The sequence below is a fragment of the Bartonella massiliensis genome, assembly GCF_902150025.1.
GTDB lineage: Bacteria > Pseudomonadota > Alphaproteobacteria > Rhizobiales > Rhizobiaceae > Bartonella > Bartonella massiliensis.
Map to the genome: position 1 here is coordinate 1 of NZ_CABFVS010000017.1, position 19,247 is coordinate 19,247.

The following is a 19,247-nucleotide window of genomic DNA, read 5'->3' on the forward strand; positions in this document are numbered from 1 at the left end:
TATAAGGACGTCGGGTTCTGGCAACACATTGATTTTTATATATAATTTACTGTTTTGCATATTGCATTAGGACACCGAATATAGTAAGGTTTTCGCATTCCAAACCCTCTCATATTGAATTAATTAATATCACTTGCTTGCACGTCATATGCAGGGCTGGTGTGTGGATCAAATTTGTATAAGAAAGGATTTAAAATGGCTCTTATGAACCGTCTTAATGCAAGGTCTGTTGCAACATTGGGGGCTGGCAAATATAATGATGGTGCCGGCTTGTTACTCCATAAGCGTAAAGATGGTGGTGCTCAATGGATTTACCGTTATACCATTCATGGGCGCCGTCGTGAAATGGGCTTGGGTGCTTTAAGAGATGTTTCTTTAAAACAAGCCCGTGAATTGGCAACGGGGTGGCGTTCTATTTTACGTGAAAGGCGTGACCCCATTAAAGAACGTGAAAAACAAAAGCGTGTTTGAGAATTTCTAATGCCTCTGATGATAAGGGCACACGAAATTCTGTTGTGGTATCACGCTTTCCTTTCATATTTTCAGCAGGAATTGTCCATATATCTCCATTAATCTGATCTTCACGCATATAACGCAAAGGACGTGTATGCACGCCTGTCAAAATAAGCAAACGTAATGCCAAATGTGTCATTGTTATTGTTTTACAGAGTGACTGATAAAAGGCAGGAACATCTTTCCAATCCATTGCAGGTATGTTTTGTGCTTTATGGCGTTGCTTCACTAACAGAGCACGTGCTTTTATTGTTGCTTGTAAATCAACATCCAATCCTAAGGCAGCCGCATGTTTAAGACAAAGATTAAGACGATTTATTGCTTTCTTTGCTGTTGCAGCTTTTGTATGCCATATGGGAGCAAGTACATTGCGTATCTCTGTTTGTGTAATCTCTGAAATGGGCATACAGCCTAATTTGGAGAGAACATAAAGTTGTAAAGGTAGAAACCAGTTCCCAGCCTTGCCATCTCCTTTTAATTCAGCTTTACGACTTTCAAAAGCATCTAAGGCAATGGCTTTTAGATAATGGAGGTTATTGATTGCTGCACGCTTTTGTTTCTCACGTTCTTTAATGGGGGCACGCCCCTCACGTAAAACAGAACGCCACCCCGTTGCCAATTCACGGGCTTGTTTTAAAGAAACATCTCTTAAAGCACCCAAGCCCATTTCGCGGCGCCGCCCGTGAATGGTATAATGATAAATCCATTGAGCACCACCATCTTTACGCTTATGGAGTAACAAACTGGCACCATCATTATATTTGCCAGCTCCCAATGTTGCGACAGATCTTGCATTAAGACGATTCATAAGAACCACTTTTACTCCTTTCTTATACAAATTTGATCCACACACCTATCCCGCTTGTTATGCGCAAATGAGTGGTTTTGATTGATTCAAGATAAAGAGATTTGAAATGGGAGAATCTTACGTTATTCGGGGTTCTCATTCAATGTGAACAACGCTAAATTATCATTATAAATCAATATCTTGTTGAGTTTATTACCACACATTAATCCCGCTTATAACAGATAAGCAAATAGTTTTGATTGATTAGATTTAGAATGAAAGAATCATATGGTATTTGGAGCTCGCATTCACCATACAAAACAGTGGATAACCCATATATATATATCAATATATTACTCAATTAAAATCAAAATCACAAAAATAAAGATCTTAAGAATTGAATGACTTAATTTAAATTTGAATCCATAAAAAGATATGTATTTTGAAGAAATCAAAAAAAATGCTCTACGAGCAATGCTATAAATGTTTAAAATATAAACTAAATTGTTCATACAATGACATGAAGGATTAAAAAAATAAATCCAAGATCAATAAAAATATGTTTTAACTCAAATTTTATTGTTGATTTTTACGTTTTTTGCGCAATTGTTTCCACCATTCAAGACGTTTTACAATTTCACGCTCAAATCCACGCTCAACGGGTTTATAATAACTCTGACGCCCAAGTTTTTCAGGAAAATATTCTTGTCCTGAAAAAGCGTCGGGTTCATCATGATCATAACAATACCCCTCTCCATACCCTTCCTCCTTCATCAATTTTGTCGGGGCATTAAGGATATGTTTAGGAGGTGGCAAAGAACCATTTTTTTGTGCACAACGCAGTGCAGCTTTATACGCGAGATATGTCGCATTTGACTTTGGTGCAGTGGCAACATAAAGACATGCCTCTGCCAAAGCCAACTCTCCTTCTGGTGATCCTAAATAATCATAAGCGTCTTTTGCCGCATTACAAATAACAAGAGCCTGTGGATCCGCCAAACCAACATCTTCAACAGCCATACGAACCAATCTTCGCCCAATATAGAGAGGATCTTCACCAGCATCCAACATACGTGCTAAATAATAAAGCGCCGCATCAGGATCAGAACCACGAACGGATTTATGTAATGCTGAAATAAGATTATAGTGCCCATCTCGTCCTTTATCATAAATGGATGCACGACGCTGAATAATTTTTTGCAAAGCACTAGCATCAAAAATCTCTCCCGAACGCACAACGGACCAAACTTCCTCTGCTAATGTCAATGCTGCCCGTGCATCACCATCAGACATCCCTATCAAAACGTCTCTGGCCCCATCATCCAAGGGAAGAAACTTTCCTACCATCTCTTCAGCACGCTTCAAAAGCATAGCCAAACTTTCATGATCATGAGAACGAAATGTTAAAACCCGTGCACGCGAAAGAAGAGCAGCATTAAGCTCAAAAGAAGGATTTTCAGTTGTTGCACCGATAAGTATAACAGTACCCTCTTCCATCACTGGAAGAAAACTATCCTGCTGTGCACGATTAAAGCGATGAATTTCATCAACAAAGAGAAGCGTTTTATTCCCAGACATAAAACGCCTCTGTGCAACTTCAAAAATCTTTTTAAGCTCGGAAACGCCTGTAAAAATAGCAGAAACTTGTTCAAACGCGAAATTTGTTTCAAGTGCTAATAAACGTGCAACTGTTGTTTTTCCTGTCCCTGGAGGACCCCAAAAAATCATCGATCCAATTGAGCCTGTTGCTACCATCCGTGAAAGCACACCATCCTCTCCAATTAAATGCTTTTGTCCTACAACTTCATTAAGAGAACAAGGACGCATTCTTTCTGCAAGGGGCTGATTTTTATTAACTTTAGGATCAAATGACGAAGTAAAAAAATCTTTCTTCAAAAAAAACCTCAACGAATAAATTGACGAATATACATACCATCACGTTCATATTCCAATTGCCAAGTACGCGAACGCGTTTTCATCAGAATCTTTTTCAACTGATGAACTGTTTGAATCTTATACCCATTCACAACACGTAAAATATCTCCGGGCCGAAAAATTCCCGCAGCATTACTCATCTCATCAAAATTGGCAATCACCACACCTTTTGCCAATATAGGAAGATGAAAACGCCGACTATTTTGCGGTGTTAAATCTAACACTTCAGCACCAGCAAGAGGACTTTCACCTATAATTTTTTCAGATTTTAAAAATGCAGTTTCCGATATTGATTCAACCGTTATCTGTGTCTTTAAAGTTTTTCCACTTCGTAAATATTCTAAAGCAAGACTATGCCCAACGTCCGCTGTCATCAAACGATAGCCAAGACCATCTGGACTATCAACGCGTATCCCCTGCACACTCAAAATAACATCACCTACTTTTAAGCCGGCTTTTTCAGCAGGACTGTCTTTGCTAACTTCAATAACAAGAGCACCATAGGGACGTTCCAAGCCTAAACCACTCGCAATATCAGGTGTAACATTTTGAAAAGCCGCCCCAATATAAGGCGGTACAAAATATTTTCCACCGCGTTTAACAGTCTCAAGCATCACTTTTACCAGATTAACCGGAATAGCAAAACCAATCCCTACAGAACCACCGGAACGCGAATAAATAGCCGTATTAATTCCAATTAATTGACCTTTCATATCAATTAAAGCGCCACCAGAATTTCCTGGGTTAATAGCAGCATCTGTTTGAATAAAAAAGTCAAAATCAGAAATCCCAACACGTGTACGCGCTTGCGCTGAAACAATACCACTTGTAACCGTTTGACCAACACCAAAAGGATTACCAATAGCCAGAACAAGATCACCCACTTCAACAGCATCAGAATCCCCCAAAGGGAGAACAGAAAACAGAGTATCTTTTGCATCAACTTCCAAAATAGCAATATCTGTTGCTTCATCTTTAAGCACAACCTTGCTCTCAAACTCTCGCCCATCAGAAAAAGCTACTTTAATTTCGCTTGCATCTTTAATAACATGGTAATTTGTAACAATCAAACCACGCTTATCAACAATAACCCCTGATCCTAATGATGATTGCTTACGAACAGGAAAATTATTTTGCAAACGACCAAAAAATTGCTCAAAAAATGGATCACCATCAAAAGGAGATCGCGCTCTAATTTGTCGAGCTGCATAAATATTGACGACAGATGGAACTGTCTTTTTAACTAAAGGAGCAAATGAAAGAGTGATTTCCTTTTGTGTTTGAGGAACATGAGCATATACATGATCAAACGATATTAGAACCATAATCACAAAAAAAAGCCGCACCCCAAAAGAATACCTCATAAATCTACTCCTTACAAAATCAGCCCACTCGTTGAAGATTCATAGAATTTTTAAAATGCATCCCCGCAAAGAACTCTATTAATATTTCATAATAGAGAATAAAAACAACCCATTTAAGCAGTAAATATTATAAAAATCAAATAATTCAATATCCTATAATTTTCTCTCCCCATCTATTTTTTGAATAAAAACAAACTTAAAAAAATACGCATCAAAAAAACCGCCCATAACAAGGCGGCCTTTAAAAAATTCAACAGAATAAGAAAACTTTACGAAGAAGTTCCCTTTTTATCTTCTGAAGCCTCCATACGAGCACGATCCCCTGCTCCCTTCGCTTCAACATCACGATCAACAAATTCTATAACAGCCATAGGTGCATTATCACCGGTACGAAACCCCGCTTTCATAATACGCAAATATCCACCGTTGCGTGATGCATAACGTGGTGCAAGAATATCAAATAACTTTGCAACTTTTCCTGTATCACGAAGTGCTGCAATCGCTTGTCGACGCGCATGCAAACCGCCATGTTTACCAAGAGTAACGAGTTTTTCAACAATAGGACGAATTTCTTTAGCCTTTGGAAGGGTTGTCACAATCTGCTCATGCTCGATCAACGAAGTTGCCATGTTTGCAAACATCGCTTTACGGTGACTAGCAGTCCGATTCAACTTGCGTCCTGACTTACTATGGCGCATAAGCCTTCTCCTTAAATTCTAATTTCAATACTGATCTTCATAGCGTTTAGCAAGATCATCAATGTTTTCAGGCGGCCATGCTGAAATTTCCATCCCAAGATGCAACCCCATACATGCCAAAACCTCTTTAATCTCATTCAATGACTTACGACCAAAATTGGGGGTCCGAAGCATTTCAGATTCTGTTTTTTGAATAAGATCACCAATATAAACAATATTATCATTCTTAAGACAATTTGCCGAACGAACGGAAAGTTCTAATTCATCCACTTTTTTGAGAAGTGCAGGATTAAAGGAAAGCTCAGAATCAGCTTCTTCAACAGGCTCCTTCTGTGGTTCTTCAAAGTTAATAAATAACGATAGTTGATCCTGAAGAATACGTGCGGCAAAAGCAACAGCATCTTCCCCATGAACAGCCCCATTTGTCTCAATCGTTAATGTCAATTTATCATAATCGAGAACTTGACCTTCACGTGTATTTTCCACTTTGTAAGATACTTTACGAATTGGCGAATAAAGACTATCAATCGGAATAAGTCCTATATGGGCATCCTCAACATAATTACGATCAGAGGGAACATAGCCCTTTCCTGTGTTGACAATAAATTCCATACGAATTTCAGCATCTTCATCCAAGGTACAGATAACATGATCTGGATTGAGAATTTCCATATCTCCAACGGTATTGATATCTCCCGCTCTTACGACACCAGGCCCCTCTTTATAAACAACAACACGTTTAGGCCCTTCTTCTTGCATACGAAGTGCAATTTCCTTTATATTCAAAATAATGTCTGTAACATCCTCACGAACGCCTGGGATTGATGAAAATTCATGTAAAACACCATCAATCTGTACAGCAGTAATAGCGGCACCACGAAGCGAAGATAACAACACACGACGAAGCGCATTTCCTAATGTCAAGCCAAATCCTCGTTCAAGAGGCTCAGCAATGACACTTGTAATATTTGGATTATCATGCTTACATGATTCAACCTTATTGGGTTTAATAAGTTCCTGCCAGTTTTTCTGGATCATATTTTTATTCCCGTTCTTTAGTTCCGTTACCATTCAATCGTAACGACCAATGTGAACATCAGAGAAATCTCCGATAACAAAAAAATAACACCCAATTAAACACGCCGCCTTTTCCGCGGACGACATCCATTATGAGGAATTGGTGTTACATCACGAATAGAAGTAATGACAAACCCAACAGATTGCAATGCACGTAGAGCAGATTCACGCCCTGCCCCAGGACCACAAACTTCAACTTCCAAAGAACGCATACCATGTTCTTGTGCTTTTCTCGCACAATCTTCCGCAGCAACCTGAGCAGCAAAAGGTGTAGATTTACGTGCACCTTTAAACCCTTGAGCCCCAGCAGATGACCATGCAATCGCATTTCCCTGAGCATCAGTAATCGTAATCATTGTATTATTAAATGTTGAATTAATATGCACAACACCTGATGAAATATTCTTTCGTTCGCGACGACGAACACGTGTGGCTTCCTTGGCCATATTTTTCCTTTCAACGATCTCATCACTGCCGTAATATCAGCAGCTCCACCTTCTTTTCCGTGTTAAACCAACTTTAACAAGAAATAGAATATATAAAAACCTTTCATAAAGATTCTTATTTCTTCTTACCAGCAATTGCTCTAGCTGGCCCCTTACGGGTACGAGCATTCGTATGTGTACGCTGTCCTCGAACAGGCAAAGATCGACGATGACGCAATCCACGATAACAACCAAGATCCATCAAACGTTTAACATTCATAGCGACTTCACGACGAAGATCACCTTCAACTTGATATCCCTGATCTATTGCCTCACGAATCTGCAAAACCTCAGCATCCGAAAGCTCATGCACACGACGTCCCGTGGGAATGCCAACCTTTTCAATAATTTCTTGAGCAAATTTTGGTCCAATCCCGTGAATATATTGAAGCGCAATAATTACACGCTTATTTGTCGGGATATTGACGCCAGCGATACGAGCCACGCCTACTCTCCTTAGTTATGTTGACAAATTATTATAAAATACCTGATGTACCTTACGAAAAAGAATAGACTCAGAACAAAACCCTTCCGAATCCGCTTAATTAACTGAAATAAACTAAAGTTGTTTGTGATAGATTTTATCTCAAAAGTCAACTCTTTTCATTTCCTTATAAAAAAAATCTCATAAAAGAAAACCTTTAATCATACGCGTTACTTCAGCAACACCAATCATTCCATCAATGACCTTCAAAATTCCTCTCTCTGAATAAAATTTTGATACGGGTGCTGTTTTTTCACGGTATTCTACTAATCTTTTTGCAAAAGCAACAGGATTATCATCTAAACGAACCTGTCCACCAGCCTCTATTGTCTCTTGAACACGCTTTTTCATACGCTCAATTAATACGTTTTCATCAACACACAACTCAATAACAGCATCAAGCCGCATATTTTTTGACTCAAGGATCTGTTGTAACACTTCTGCCTGTCCTACAGTTCTTGGATATCCATCCAAAATAAAACCGTTTATACAGTCAGCTTCATCAATCCGATCTGATACGATTTGATTAACAATACTATCAGGAACCAAAGCGCCAGAACTTATAACAGCTTTAGCTTTTTTACCAACTTCCGTTTCTCTGGCAATGGCCTCACGCAACATATCGCCTGTTGATAACTGAGGAATATTATATTCCTCAGTTAACATTTTAGCCTGCGTCCCTTTTCCTGCTCCAGGAGGACCTAAAAGAACAACTCTCATCGATTTCTTCGACCTCCACGAAGTTTTGATTTTTTTATCAACCCTTCATATTGGTGCGCAACAAGATGCCCTTGAATTTGCGCAACCGTATCAAGAGTAACAGTCACAACAATCAACAAGGACGTCCCCCCAAGATAAAAAGGAACTTGTAATGCAGATATCATAAATTCAGGGAGTAAACAAACCAAGATAATATAAAGAGCACCTACAACAGTAATACGCGTCAAAACGTAATCAATATATTCAGCTGTACGCTCACCTGGACGAATCCCTGGAATAAAACCAGAATGTTTTTTCAACTGATCTGCAGTATCACTTGGATTAAACACAATAGCCGTATAAAAAAAGCAAAAAAACGCCATTAAAAACGCATAAACAATCATATAAAGTGGCTGTCCATGACCAAGAGAATAAGAAATCGCTTGAACCCATTGCGGCATTTTATCAGAAAAATTATTAATAGTAGCAGGTAATAACAATAAAGATGAAGCAAAAATAGGTGGGATAACACCAGCAGTATTCAACTTTAAAGGAAGATGCGACATATCACCTTGAAGTATTTGATTACCAACCTGACGTTTTGGATACTGAATAAGAATTCGCCGTTGTGCACGCTCTATAAAAACAATAAGTCCGATAACCAAAACAGCAATAAGAACAATTCCTATTAAAAGAAAAGTTGATAAATCCGCCTGACTATGCGCGGTCAAAAGCTGAGCAAAAGTAGAAGGAAAATTGGCGACGATCCCTGCAAAAATAATGAGAGAAACTCCATTACCAACACCGCGTGACGTAATTTGCTCACCAAGCCACATGAGAAACATCGTCCCACCAACAAGCGTGATAACAGAAGAGATACGAAACATAAGACCTGGTTCTATAACAATTTGAAGCCCCGTCCCTATACCGCTTTCCAGTGCAACCGCAATACCAAAAGCTTGCAAAATAGCCAACACGACTGTTACATAACGCGTATATTGATTAATAACCTTACGACCTAACTCCCCTTCCTTTTTAAGCATTTCCAAAGAAGGAATAATAGATGTTAACAACTGCACAATAATAGATGCCGATATATAAGGCATAATACCAAGTGCAAAAATCGCCATACGCCCAACAGCGCCTCCAGCAAACATATTAAAAAGTCCTAAGACTCCTGATGCATGATGTTCAAATGTTTGCCGCAAAGCATCAATATTAATACCTGGAAGAGAAATATAAGTGCCAAAACGATAGACAAGAAGCGCCGCCAGAGTAAACCAGATACGTTTCTTTAATTCAGTTGCACGCGAAAAGGTACCGAAGTTTATATTGGAAGCAAATTGCTCTGCTGCTGATGCCATAAAACGTCTCCACTTCACACTCCAGTTCTTTAAATCACAGAAGTATAATCCTAAAACTTATATCTTTATACACAAATAATAGCTGGACTGAAACAATTCTTCATAAAATAATTAAAAGAATAGATGTCCTCTTCTTTAAATCACTCTTCATATCAAAAAAATTATCGAACAACATCAGGAAAAATAACCTGGCCACCCACTTTTTCAATCTTAGCACGAGCAGCTTGTGAAGCACCAGAAACATGAAAGATAACCTTAGCTTTCAAATCACCATCAGAAAGAAGACGAATCCCATCTTTTTCACGACGAATAATACCAGCCTCTTTCAAAGCAATCATATCAACCGGCTTTTCAATATTCAACTTACCTGAATCAACAGCTAACTGAATACGTCCCAGTGAAACTTCATTGTAGGTTTTAGCAAAGAAATTTCTAAATCCACGTTTTGGCAAACGGCGATAGATAGGCATTTGCCCACCTTCAAAACCATTAAGAGAAACACCAGAGCGCGATCTTTGCCCTTTTACACCGCGGCCACCCGTCTTACCAATACCCGAACCAATACCACGTCCAACACGTTTACGATTTCTTGTTGCGCCTTCGCAATCACGCAGTTCATTGAGTTTCATATCTAATACTCCTGCAACTTTTAACCTTCATCTATAACGCGAACAAGATGCCGAACCTGAGCAATCATACCCCGCACACAAAGTGTATCTTCCAAAACGCGCCGCCGACGTATCTTATTGAGTCCAAGCCCCTTCAAGGTCGCACGCTGAATCCGTGAATTTCGAATCGAACTCCCAATTTGCTCTACCGTCACAGTTTTACCACTCTGAGATTTTTTCTGAACCATTTCCTAATTCCTTTTCTGATAATCTCAGAAACTACCCTTCTATATCGACTAAATGACGACGACGCGCCTGCAAAGTCGAATATTTTATACCACGTTGAGCAGCAATATCTCTCGGGTGCATTTGATGCTTCAATGCATCAAATGTCGCACGAACCATATTATAAGGATTCGACGATCCTAGTGATTTTGCAACAACATCTTGCATACCAAGGGCTTCAAAAATAGCACGCATTGGTCCACCAGCAATGATACCAGTACCAGCAGATGCTGAACGAAGCAAAACACGCCCAGCCCCATGACGACCTTCAAGATCGTGATGCAATGTACGTCCAGACCGAAGTGGAACATAAATCATCCCACGCTTTGCAGATTCTGTCGCTTTACGAACAGCTTCTGGAACTTCACGGGCTTTACCATGTCCAAAACCCACACGCCCTTTTTGATCTCCAACGACAACAAGAGCAGCAAAACCAAAACGCCGCCCACCCTTTACAACTTTAGCAACACGATTAATATGAACAAGCCTATCGACAAATTCATTATCGCGTTCTTCTCTATCATTACGTTCTTTTTGTGCCATTCCTCATTCCTTTTTCTTTTCCGGAAGCACGATAACAAAGTTCCTCATCCAATCAGAAGAACTTAGATGAAATATTCTAAAGTATCCTGATTCATTCAATAAATAGAAAACTTTAAAAGTTTAAACCACCTTCACGAGCAGCTTCAGCCAAAGCTTTAATGCGACCATGATACACATAGGCCCCACGATCAAAAACCACTTCATTAACACCAGCTTGTTTAGCACGCTCAGCAATTAACTTACCAACAGCAAAAGCGGCTTCTTTATCAGCACCACTTTTTAATGATTTTTTCAAATCACTTTCAAGAGTAGAAGCCGAAACAAGTGTACATCCTCGTAAATCATCAATAACCTGAGCATAGATGTTTTGATTTGAACGATAAACACTCAAGCGAGGACGATCACGAGAAACCATCTTGATTCTACGACGAACACGCCTTGCACGACGCTGGATAATGTCCTTAGATGAAACCATAATACAAAATCCTTATTTCTTTTTACCTTCTTTACGGAAGATACGTTCATCGGCATGCTTAACACCTTTACCTTTATAAGGCTCAGGTCTACGATATTCGCGAATCTCCGCTGCAACTTGTCCAACTTGCTGTTTATCAATCCCAGAAACAACAATCTCTGTAGGCTTAGGAACAGTTACAGTCACACCCGATGGAACTTTATAAACCACATCATGAGAAAAGCCTAGAGAAAGTTGAATATCCTTACCCTGCATAGCAGCACGATAACCAACCCCATTAATCTCCAATCTCTTTTCAAAACCATCTTTCACACCACAAAAAATATTTTCAATCATTGAGCGTGACATACCCCATTTAGATCGTGCATCTTTTGACTGATCACGCGGCATAACAGATATAACATTTTCCTCAAACTTGACTAAGACTTCATCATTAACGACGTAACTGAGTTCACCTTTTGGACCTTTTGCCTTAACAAGCTGACCTTCAACAGTAGCAGTAACCCCAGAAGGAACTGAAATGGGTTTCTTTCCAATACGAGACATTGTTCTAACCTACTTTTTCTTCCGTTTTCTTGGACACACTTAGAAAACACGACAAAGGAGTTCTCCACCAACATTCTGTTCACGCGCTTCATGATCCGCCATAACGCCTCTAGGAGTCGATAAAATCGAAATACCGAGACCATTTGCCACCTGTGGAAGCGATTTAGCAGAAACATACACACGACGACCAGGCTTTGATACGCGTGAAATCTCACGAATAGCTGCCAGGCCTTCAAAATACTTCAATTCGATTTCAAGCTCAGCTTTTCCATCACCTAAATCTATTTGATGATATCCACGAATATAACCTTCCGCCTGAAGAACATCAAGAACATGTGCACGAAGCTTTGAAGCTGGTGTAACGACTTTGCTTTTTTTACGACTAAGTGCATTACGAATACGCGTTAACATATCACCAAGAGGATCTGATATAGACATTAAATAATCTCCTCTTACCAACTAGACTTTACAATACCAGGAATATGGCCAATAGAGCCAAGTTCACGCAATGCAATCCGTGACATTTTTAACTTACGATAATAAGCCCTAGGACGACCTGAAACCTCACAGCGATTACGAACACGAACTTTCGAAGAATTACGCGGTAATTCTGCTAATTGAACAGAAGCTTTAAAACGTTCCTCAAGAGAAACTTTCTGATCCATCACTATTGCTTTCAAACGTGCACGACGTGCAGCATAACGCTTCACCATCACTTCACGACGCTTATTTTTTTCAACGGCACTTACTTTGGCCATAATTTCACCTCGCTACGTTTGCCGTTACGAACGAAAAGGGAAATTAAAAGCACGCAATAACTCACGCGCTTCATCATCCGTTTTTGCTGTCGTACAAACGATAATATCCATGCCCCAAATTTGATCAACTTTATCATAGTTGATTTCTGGAAACACAATGTGTTCTTTAATACCCATAGCAAAATTGCCACGACCATCAAAACTCTTTGGATTTAACCCACGAAAGTCACGAACCCTAGGGAGAGCAATCGTAATAAGACGATCCAAAAACTCAAACATACGATCTTTACGCAATGTCACTTTTGCCCCAAGTGGCATTCCTTCACGAACCTTAAAGGTCGCAATAGAATTGCGCGCACGGGTAACAACAGCCTTTTGACCGGTTATGAGTCCTAAATCCTCAGCGGCAAGGGAAGGCTTCTTCGAATCAGCCGTTGCTTCACCTATCCCCATATTAATTACAATCTTATCAACCCGCGGAATTTGCATGGCATTCTTGTAATTAAACTTCTCTTGAAGCGCTTTACGGATCACTTCAAAATAATGCGCTTTCATACGCGGTATTTGTCTTTCCTCAGCCATTAATCAACTCTCCCGAGCGCTTGGCAAAACGTACCTTATTACCATCTGCATTCACACGAAAGCCTACGCGTGTAGGCTTATCATCTTTAGGATCAGCAATCGCCAAATTAGACAGATGAATTGGAGCTTCTTTAGAAATAATTCCAGCTTCTTGCTTCTGCGTTTGACGTTGATGACGTTTAACCATATTAATCCCACGGACAAAAGCCTTATTCTCTTTTGGACTAACTTTAATTACTTCACCACGAGACCCTTTATCCTTACCGGATAAAACAACAACTTTATCACCTTTTCGAATCTTCTGCATAATTGAACCCTTTACAGCACTTCAGGAGCGAGCGAGATGATCTTCATATGATTCCTTCCACGCAATTCACGGGGAACTGGTCCAAAGATACGCGTACCGATCGGCTCTTTTTTATTATCGACTAAAACCGCAGCATTACTATCAAAACGAATGACACTACCATCTGCGCGACGAATATCCTTAGCCGTACGCACCACAACAGCTTTCATAACATCACCTTTTTTAACACGGCCACGAGGAATAGCATCCTTGACCGAAACAACAATAATGTCACCGACCGAAGCATATTTCCGCTTTGAACCGCCTAACACCTTGATGCACATGACACGACGAGCACCCGAATTATCAGCAACGTCGAGGTTTGTTTGCATCTGAATCATGACTGGCCACCTTTTCTTAATATATATACCCGCTTGTACCTTTTATACAATCGGATTTGCCTGCCAAATAACGATAAAGTCATCGCCTTCAAATTTACCAACGAAAAACCACTGTTAAATTCTAAAACGATAAACTTAGCCCATTACGCTACATTGTCTTTCACAACAATCCAACATTTATCTTTCGAAATTGGTCTCGATTCCTGAATAGAAACTTGATCCCCAATCTTGAATTGATTACTCTCGTCATGCGCTTTATAATTTTTAGACTGCCGAACAGTCTTTTTCAGAAGCGGATGAGAATAACGACGCTCGACTTTGACAACAATAGTCTTATCGCTTTTGTCGCTAACAACAACACCCTGCAAAACGCGTTTAGGCATCTCTTATTTCCTTAAACCTTACTTTCATTTAATCTTTGACGAAGAAAAGTCTTAATGCGTGCAATATCTCGACGAACTTGCCTAACACGCGCGGTCTTTTCTAATTGACCTGTTGCCTTTTGAAAGCGCAAATTAAATTGCTCTTTCTTTAACTTAGCCAATTCATCTTTCATTTGGTCGAGCGTTTGCGCCCGTAATTCTGTGGCTCTCATCGCTAACCTCTTTATTCAGCAATACGCTGGATGAAACGCGTTTTTATAGGTAGCTTTGCAGCACCTAACCTCAATGCTTCGCGTGCAACATCTTCAGGAACACCATCAAGCTCAAACATGACGCGCCCAGGAGCAACACGTGCAGCCCAATAATCAACACTTCCCTTACCCTTACCCATACGAACTTCCGTTGGCTTAGATGTAACCGGAAGATCTGGAAAAATGCGAATCCATACACGACCAGAACGTTTCATGTAACGTGTAATCGCACGACGTGCCGCTTCAATTTGACGAGCAGTAACCCGCTCCGGCTCAACAGCCTTCAAACCGTAGGCACCGAAATTCAAATCCGTACCACCCTTCGCAACACCGTGAATACGGCCCTTGAACTGTTTACGGAACTTTGTGCGCTTTGGCTGCAACATTGTTCTCTACTCCAAATTTTAGTTCAATCTTAAAAACTAAGCATTTTCGCGGCGACGATTCGATGAAGAACCAGATTGATCAGCTTCCGTAGCACGACGTTCTGAAGCCATCGGATCATGTTCAAGAATCTCACCCTTAAAGACCCAAACTTTAATACCACAAATACCATAAGCAGTCTTAGCTTCTGCTGTACCGTAATCAACATCAGAACGCAAGGTATGAAGTGGAACACGACCTTCACGATACCATTCCATACGCGCAATTTCAGCACCACCAAGACGACCAGAACAGTTAATACGAATACCTTCCGCACCAAGACGCATAGCAGATTGAACAGCACGCTTCATGGCACGACGAAAAGCAACACGACGCTCTAACTGTTGAGCAATTGATTGCGCAATAATCGTAGCATCAATCTCCGGTTTACGAATCTCCACAATATTCAATGAAGTTTCAGCATTGGTCATTTCTGAAAGCCTACGACGAAGCTTTTCGATATCAGCACCTTTTTTACCAATAATCAAACCAGGACGCGCTGAATGGATCGTAACACGACATTTTTTATGAGGACGCTCAATAACAACTTTAGAAATAGCCGCCTGTTTAAGTTCTTCAAGCACATATGAGCGAATTTTCAAATCTTCATGAAGAAGACGCCCATACTCACCACTATCAGCATACCAACGAGAATCCCAAGTCCGATTAACACCAAGACGAAGTCCTATTGGATTGATCTTCTGACCCATTATGCGGCCTCCACTTTTTCGCTAACTTCACGAACAATTATAGTAAGATGTGAAAATGGACGCTCAATTCGACTAGCACGTCCGCGACCACGAACATGAAAGCGCTTCATCACGATTGACTTACCAACATAAGCCTCTGCCACAATAAGCGAATCAATGTCAAGATCGTGGTTATTTTCTGCATTCGCAATCGCTGATTCAAGTGTTTTTTTCACCGTAGCAGCAATACGTTTACGCGAAAACATCAAATCAGCCAATGCCACATTAACTCTTTTACCACGAATCATTGCAGCAACTAAATTAAGCTTCTGCGGACTAACACGAATTGTTCGTGTGACAGCCTTTGCTTCATTATCTTTAAGCTGGCGCGGAACCTTAGCTTTTCCCATTCCTACTTCCTCTTCGCTTTTTTATCGGCACCATGACCATAATAAGTCCGGGTAGGAGCAAACTCACCAAACTTATGTCCAACCATCTCTTCAGAAACAGAAACAGGAATATGCTTATTGCCGTTGTAAACACCAAAAGTCAAACCAACGAATTGCGGCAAAATAGTAGAGCGGCGACTCCATATTTTTATAACTTCATTGCGCCCACTTGCACGTACCTTCTCTGCTTTACCAAGAAGATAGCCGTCAACAAACGGACCTTTCCAAACTGAACGAACCACTTCAGACTACCTTTCTTATTTCTTGCGCTGATGACGCGTACGCATAATAAACTTATCAGTGGCTTTATTGGAGCGCGTACGCTTACCTTTCGTAGGTTTACCCCAAGGAGACACTGGATGACGCCCCCCCGATGTACGACCTTCACCACCACCGTGCGGATGATCAACGGGGTTCATAGCAACACCACGAACATGTGGACGCTTACCACGCCAACGAGATCGACCTGCCTTACCATCATTAATATTCCCATGATCAGGATTTGAAACAGCACCAACAGTTGCAAAACAACTGCTAGGAACCAAGCGCTGTTCACCAGAATTTAAACGAAGAATAGCCATACCGTGATCTCGTCCAACCAACTGCGCATAAGCACCCGCTGAACGTGCAATCTGCCCCCCTTTTCCTGGCTTCATTTCAACATTATGAATAATTGTGCCTACCGGCATATTACCAAGGGGCATAGCATTCCCTGGCTTAACATCAACATTTAAACCAGCAATAATAGAATCACCTACACCAAGCCGCTGTGGTGCAAGGATATAACTTAATTGACCATCCTCATAGCGAATTAAAGCGATAAAAGCAGTACGATTAGGATCATACTCTAAACGCTCAACCTTCGCTGAAACATTATGTTTAAGACGTTTAAAGTCAACAAACCGATAACTACGTTTATGACCACCGCCCTGAAAACGAGCCGTAACACGACCGCGATTGTTGCGCCCACCCTTTGAAGATAAACCTTCAGTTAACATCTTTACAGGTTTTCCCTTATAAAGACAAGAACGTTCCACAATGACAAGCTGACGCTGCCCAGGTGTCGTTGGATTAAATTGCTTAAGTGCCATTATTCCTATCTCCGAGCCTCTTTAAAGACCTGTCGAAACGTCGATAGTCTGACCACTGGCCAGAGTTACGATCGCTTTTTTGACATCACTCTGCCGACCAACAATACCTTTAAAACGTTTCACTTTACCCTTACGGACGATCGTGTTAACTGCCTTAACTTTTACGCTAAAAAGCGCCTCAACAGCAGCCTTAATTTCAGGTTTTGTCGCCTTCGGCGCGACATTAAAAGCAACTTGATTATATTCAGAAATCATAGTCGACTTTTCAGTAATAACTGGACTAATAATTACATCATAATGGCGAAGATCTGTCATTTAAAACGCTCCTCAAGAGCCTCAACAGCTGCCTTTGATAAAACAAGTTTGCTGCGACGCAAAATATCATAAACATTAATTCCCTGAATGGGCAAAATATCGATATTAGGGATATTCGATGCTGCGCGAAAAAAACTAATATCAATCTCTTTACCACCAATCAAGAGAGCATTATTAAACCCAAGCTTAGAAAAATGAGAAACAAGCAATTTCGTTTTAGCATCTTTAACAGCTAATTCATCCACAATAATTAAATCTTTTGCTTTTAATTTTGCAGATAAAGCAAGACGTAACCCAAGAGCACGAATCTTTTTGGGAAGATCATGCGCATGACTACGAACCACCGGCCCATGCGCCTTACCTCCGCCTCGAAACTGTGGCGCACGTGCAGATGAATGTCGAGCACGCCCTGTTCCCTTTTGTTTAAACATTTTTGCCCCTGTTCGTGACACATCAGAGCGCCCTTGGGATTGATGACTTCCCTGTTGACGACGCGCAAGCTGCCAACGAACAACACGTTGCAAAATGTCCTCACGCGGGACAAGATCAAAGATAGATTCAGAAACCTTTAATTTGCCAGCTTCATGACCATCAAGAGTTTTAATTACAAGATCCATTATTAGGCTCCCTCAACTTCAGAGGTTTCCGTCACCGGAGTAACCATTTCTGTTTTCTCCTTTACAAGACGACGAACACCGGCAGGCTTTGGAGCATTATCAGGAAGACGCTTCTTCACAGCATCTCTCACCAAAATCCAAGATCCCTTAGAACCAGAAACAGCACCACGTACTAAAATTAAACCACGCTCAATATCAGTGGAGATAACTTCAATATTTTGTGTTGTTACACGTACTTGCCCCATATGGCCAGCCATTTTTTTTCCTTTAAAAACCTTACCAGGATCTTGGCATTGCCCCGTAGAACCATGAGCACGATGTGTAATTGAGTTACCATGGGAAGCACGATGTCCACCAAAGTTATGTCGTTTCATAACACCAGCAAACCCCTTACCAATACTAGTACCTGTCACATCAACTCTCTGTCCTGGGACAAAGTGCTCTACTGTAATTTCAGTACCGATATCAAGAAGATTATCGGGGCTCACACGAAACTCTGCTATTTTAGCTTTAGGCTCAACAGAAGCCTTAGCAAAATGTCCACGAAGAGCTTGTGAAGTATTCTTAACCTTAGCAAAGCCTACACCTAATTGAACAGCAGTATAACCATTCTTTTCAACTGTACGCTGAGCAACAACTTGACAATTCTCCAAACGAAGTACTGTTACCGGCACATGCTCACCAGCATCATTATAAATACGGGTCATGCCCAGCTTCTGTGCTATTACACCTGAACGCATCGGGTCTGTTCCTTCTGTCCTTCAAACCTCAGAGCTTAATTTCCACATCCACACCAGCAGAAAGATCGAGCTTCATAAGCGCATCCACTGTTTGTGGCGTTGGATCAACAATATCAAGAAGACGCTTATGCGTACGCATTTCAAACTGTTCACGACTCTTCTTATCTATATGCGGTCCACGATTGACTGTAAATTTCTCAATCCGCGTCGGAAGCGGAATGGGACCACGGACATTTGCACCAGTCCGTTTAGCAGTTGATACAATCTCGCGCGTCGACGTATCAAGAATCCTATGATCAAACGCTTTCAAGCGAATGCGAATATTTTGACTGTTCATGCTCTTTATTTTCCTGTCATAAAAAGCGCCTTCAATAATCAAGGCGCTCAACAAAGCATTAT

General features: G+C 40.7%; 29 protein-coding genes and 2 pseudogenes. 1 reads left to right on the top strand and 30 read right to left on the bottom strand.

Annotated elements, in window-relative coordinates; genetic code table 11:
* Positions 1-195 precede the first annotated feature (195 nt).
* Positions 196-465, top strand: a pseudogene (locus tag FNZ60_RS04185) (Arm DNA-binding domain-containing protein); the annotation flags it as partial.
* Here FNZ60_RS04185 and FNZ60_RS04190 read toward each other — a convergent pair.
* From FNZ60_RS04190 to rpsJ, 30 genes and pseudogenes are all read right to left on the bottom strand, one after another.
* Positions 461-1,330, bottom strand: a pseudogene (locus FNZ60_RS04190) (tyrosine-type recombinase/integrase); the annotation flags it as partial. The pseudogenes FNZ60_RS04185 and FNZ60_RS04190 overlap by 5 nt on opposite strands.
* Positions 1,331-1,876: 546 nt before the next feature.
* Positions 1,877-3,196: a replication-associated recombination protein A gene (locus FNZ60_RS04195; RefSeq protein WP_142416444.1), complete on the bottom strand. Its 1,320-nt coding sequence runs from the start codon at positions 3,194-3,196 to the stop codon at positions 1,877-1,879.
* 8 nt (positions 3,197-3,204) lie between these two features.
* Positions 3,205-4,599 carry a DegQ family serine endoprotease gene (locus FNZ60_RS04200; RefSeq protein WP_142416445.1) on the bottom strand — a complete coding sequence of 465 codons (1,395 nt, stop codon included), beginning with the start codon at positions 4,597-4,599 and terminating at the stop codon, positions 3,205-3,207.
* A 269-nt stretch (positions 4,600-4,868) separates the two neighbouring features.
* Positions 4,869-5,297, bottom strand: coding sequence for a 50S ribosomal protein L17 (gene rplQ, locus FNZ60_RS04205; protein WP_142416446.1), 429 nt, complete (start codon positions 5,295-5,297; stop codon positions 4,869-4,871).
* A 24-nt stretch (positions 5,298-5,321) separates the two neighbouring features.
* Entirely contained in the window at positions 5,322-6,335 is a 1,014-nt protein-coding gene (locus tag FNZ60_RS04210; RefSeq protein WP_142416447.1) for a DNA-directed RNA polymerase subunit alpha, read from the bottom strand.
* 95 nt (positions 6,336-6,430) lie between these two features.
* Entirely contained in the window at positions 6,431-6,820 is a 390-nt protein-coding gene (gene rpsK / locus FNZ60_RS04215) for a 30S ribosomal protein S11 (RefSeq protein WP_005773294.1), read from the bottom strand.
* 115 nt (positions 6,821-6,935) lie between these two features.
* Complete coding sequence (gene rpsM, locus FNZ60_RS04220) at positions 6,936-7,304, bottom strand: 30S ribosomal protein S13 (protein ID WP_142416448.1); 369 nt, start codon at positions 7,302-7,304, stop codon at positions 6,936-6,938.
* A gap of 180 nt (positions 7,305-7,484) precedes the next feature.
* Positions 7,485-8,063: an adenylate kinase gene (locus tag FNZ60_RS04225; RefSeq protein ID WP_142416449.1), complete on the bottom strand. Its 579-nt coding sequence runs from the start codon at positions 8,061-8,063 to the stop codon at positions 7,485-7,487.
* The gene (secY, locus tag FNZ60_RS04230) at positions 8,060-9,406 is read right to left on the bottom strand and encodes a preprotein translocase subunit SecY (RefSeq protein ID WP_142416484.1); all 1,347 of its coding nucleotides are present in this window, start codon (positions 9,404-9,406) and stop codon (positions 8,060-8,062) included. Before secY ends, FNZ60_RS04225 begins: the two co-directional genes overlap by 4 nt.
* A 161-nt stretch (positions 9,407-9,567) precedes the next feature.
* Positions 9,568-10,035 (bottom strand): 50S ribosomal protein L15, encoded by a 468-nt coding sequence (gene rplO, locus FNZ60_RS04235; RefSeq protein WP_142416450.1) that lies wholly within the window; start codon positions 10,033-10,035, stop codon positions 9,568-9,570.
* 20 nt (positions 10,036-10,055) lie between these two features.
* Positions 10,056-10,262: a 50S ribosomal protein L30 gene (gene rpmD, locus FNZ60_RS04240; RefSeq protein WP_142416451.1), complete on the bottom strand. Its 207-nt coding sequence runs from the start codon at positions 10,260-10,262 to the stop codon at positions 10,056-10,058.
* A 31-nt stretch (positions 10,263-10,293) separates the two neighbouring features.
* The gene (gene rpsE, locus FNZ60_RS04245) at positions 10,294-10,842 is read right to left on the bottom strand and encodes a 30S ribosomal protein S5 (RefSeq protein WP_142416452.1); all 549 of its coding nucleotides are present in this window, start codon (positions 10,840-10,842) and stop codon (positions 10,294-10,296) included.
* A 112-nt stretch (positions 10,843-10,954) separates the two neighbouring features.
* The gene (gene rplR, locus FNZ60_RS04250) at positions 10,955-11,317 is read right to left on the bottom strand and encodes a 50S ribosomal protein L18 (protein ID WP_142416453.1); all 363 of its coding nucleotides are present in this window, start codon (positions 11,315-11,317) and stop codon (positions 10,955-10,957) included.
* A 12-nt stretch (positions 11,318-11,329) separates the two neighbouring features.
* Positions 11,330-11,863 (bottom strand): 50S ribosomal protein L6, encoded by a 534-nt coding sequence (gene rplF / locus FNZ60_RS04255; protein ID WP_142416454.1) that lies wholly within the window; start codon positions 11,861-11,863, stop codon positions 11,330-11,332.
* A gap of 39 nt (positions 11,864-11,902) precedes the next feature.
* Entirely contained in the window at positions 11,903-12,301 is a 399-nt protein-coding gene (gene rpsH / locus FNZ60_RS04260) for a 30S ribosomal protein S8 (protein WP_142416455.1), read from the bottom strand.
* Positions 12,302-12,315: 14 nt separating this feature from the next.
* Positions 12,316-12,621, bottom strand: coding sequence for a 30S ribosomal protein S14 (gene rpsN / locus FNZ60_RS04265; protein ID WP_120122467.1), 306 nt, complete (start codon positions 12,619-12,621; stop codon positions 12,316-12,318).
* 24 nt (positions 12,622-12,645) lie between these two features.
* Positions 12,646-13,203 (bottom strand): 50S ribosomal protein L5, encoded by a 558-nt coding sequence (gene rplE / locus FNZ60_RS04270; RefSeq protein ID WP_142416456.1) that lies wholly within the window; start codon positions 13,201-13,203, stop codon positions 12,646-12,648.
* Positions 13,196-13,510, bottom strand: a complete 315-nt coding sequence (gene rplX, locus FNZ60_RS04275) for a 50S ribosomal protein L24 (RefSeq protein ID WP_142416457.1) — start codon at positions 13,508-13,510, stop codon at positions 13,196-13,198. The genes rplE and rplX overlap by 8 nt, the downstream gene beginning before the upstream one ends.
* Positions 13,511-13,521: 11 nt before the next feature.
* On the bottom strand, positions 13,522-13,890 hold the full coding sequence (rplN, locus tag FNZ60_RS04280; RefSeq protein WP_004855715.1) for a 50S ribosomal protein L14: 369 nt from the start codon (positions 13,888-13,890) through the stop codon (positions 13,522-13,524).
* Positions 13,891-14,033: 143 nt separating this feature from the next.
* On the bottom strand, positions 14,034-14,273 hold the full coding sequence (gene rpsQ / locus FNZ60_RS04285; RefSeq protein ID WP_142416458.1) for a 30S ribosomal protein S17: 240 nt from the start codon (positions 14,271-14,273) through the stop codon (positions 14,034-14,036).
* 11 nt (positions 14,274-14,284) lie between these two features.
* Positions 14,285-14,485 carry a 50S ribosomal protein L29 gene (gene rpmC / locus FNZ60_RS04290; protein WP_142416459.1) on the bottom strand — a complete coding sequence of 67 codons (201 nt, stop codon included), beginning with the start codon at positions 14,483-14,485 and terminating at the stop codon, positions 14,285-14,287.
* A gap of 11 nt (positions 14,486-14,496) precedes the next feature.
* On the bottom strand, positions 14,497-14,910 hold the full coding sequence (gene rplP / locus FNZ60_RS04295; RefSeq protein WP_005773276.1) for a 50S ribosomal protein L16: 414 nt from the start codon (positions 14,908-14,910) through the stop codon (positions 14,497-14,499).
* A gap of 36 nt (positions 14,911-14,946) precedes the next feature.
* The gene (gene rpsC / locus FNZ60_RS04300) at positions 14,947-15,657 is read right to left on the bottom strand and encodes a 30S ribosomal protein S3 (RefSeq protein ID WP_142416460.1); all 711 of its coding nucleotides are present in this window, start codon (positions 15,655-15,657) and stop codon (positions 14,947-14,949) included.
* Positions 15,657-16,046, bottom strand: a complete 390-nt coding sequence (gene rplV / locus FNZ60_RS04305; RefSeq protein ID WP_100129420.1) for a 50S ribosomal protein L22 — start codon at positions 16,044-16,046, stop codon at positions 15,657-15,659. Before rplV ends, rpsC begins: the two co-directional genes overlap by 1 nt.
* Before the next feature lie 2 nt (positions 16,047-16,048).
* Positions 16,049-16,327 carry a 30S ribosomal protein S19 gene (rpsS, locus tag FNZ60_RS04310; protein ID WP_004855734.1) on the bottom strand — a complete coding sequence of 93 codons (279 nt, stop codon included), beginning with the start codon at positions 16,325-16,327 and terminating at the stop codon, positions 16,049-16,051.
* Positions 16,328-16,342: 15 nt separating this feature from the next.
* Entirely contained in the window at positions 16,343-17,176 is an 834-nt protein-coding gene (gene rplB / locus FNZ60_RS04315) for a 50S ribosomal protein L2 (protein WP_142416461.1), read from the bottom strand.
* 21 nt (positions 17,177-17,197) lie between these two features.
* Positions 17,198-17,491 (bottom strand): 50S ribosomal protein L23, encoded by a 294-nt coding sequence (locus FNZ60_RS04320; RefSeq protein ID WP_005773270.1) that lies wholly within the window; start codon positions 17,489-17,491, stop codon positions 17,198-17,200.
* Positions 17,488-18,108, bottom strand: a complete 621-nt coding sequence (gene rplD, locus FNZ60_RS04325) for a 50S ribosomal protein L4 (protein WP_142416462.1) — start codon at positions 18,106-18,108, stop codon at positions 17,488-17,490. Before rplD ends, FNZ60_RS04320 begins: the two co-directional genes overlap by 4 nt.
* Before the next feature lie 2 nt (positions 18,109-18,110).
* The gene (gene rplC / locus FNZ60_RS04330; protein WP_142416463.1) at positions 18,111-18,848 is read right to left on the bottom strand and encodes a 50S ribosomal protein L3; all 738 of its coding nucleotides are present in this window, start codon (positions 18,846-18,848) and stop codon (positions 18,111-18,113) included.
* Between the two features lie 28 nt (positions 18,849-18,876).
* Entirely contained in the window at positions 18,877-19,185 is a 309-nt protein-coding gene (rpsJ, locus tag FNZ60_RS04335) for a 30S ribosomal protein S10 (RefSeq protein ID WP_005773267.1), read from the bottom strand.
* Positions 19,186-19,247: the final 62 nt, after the last annotated feature.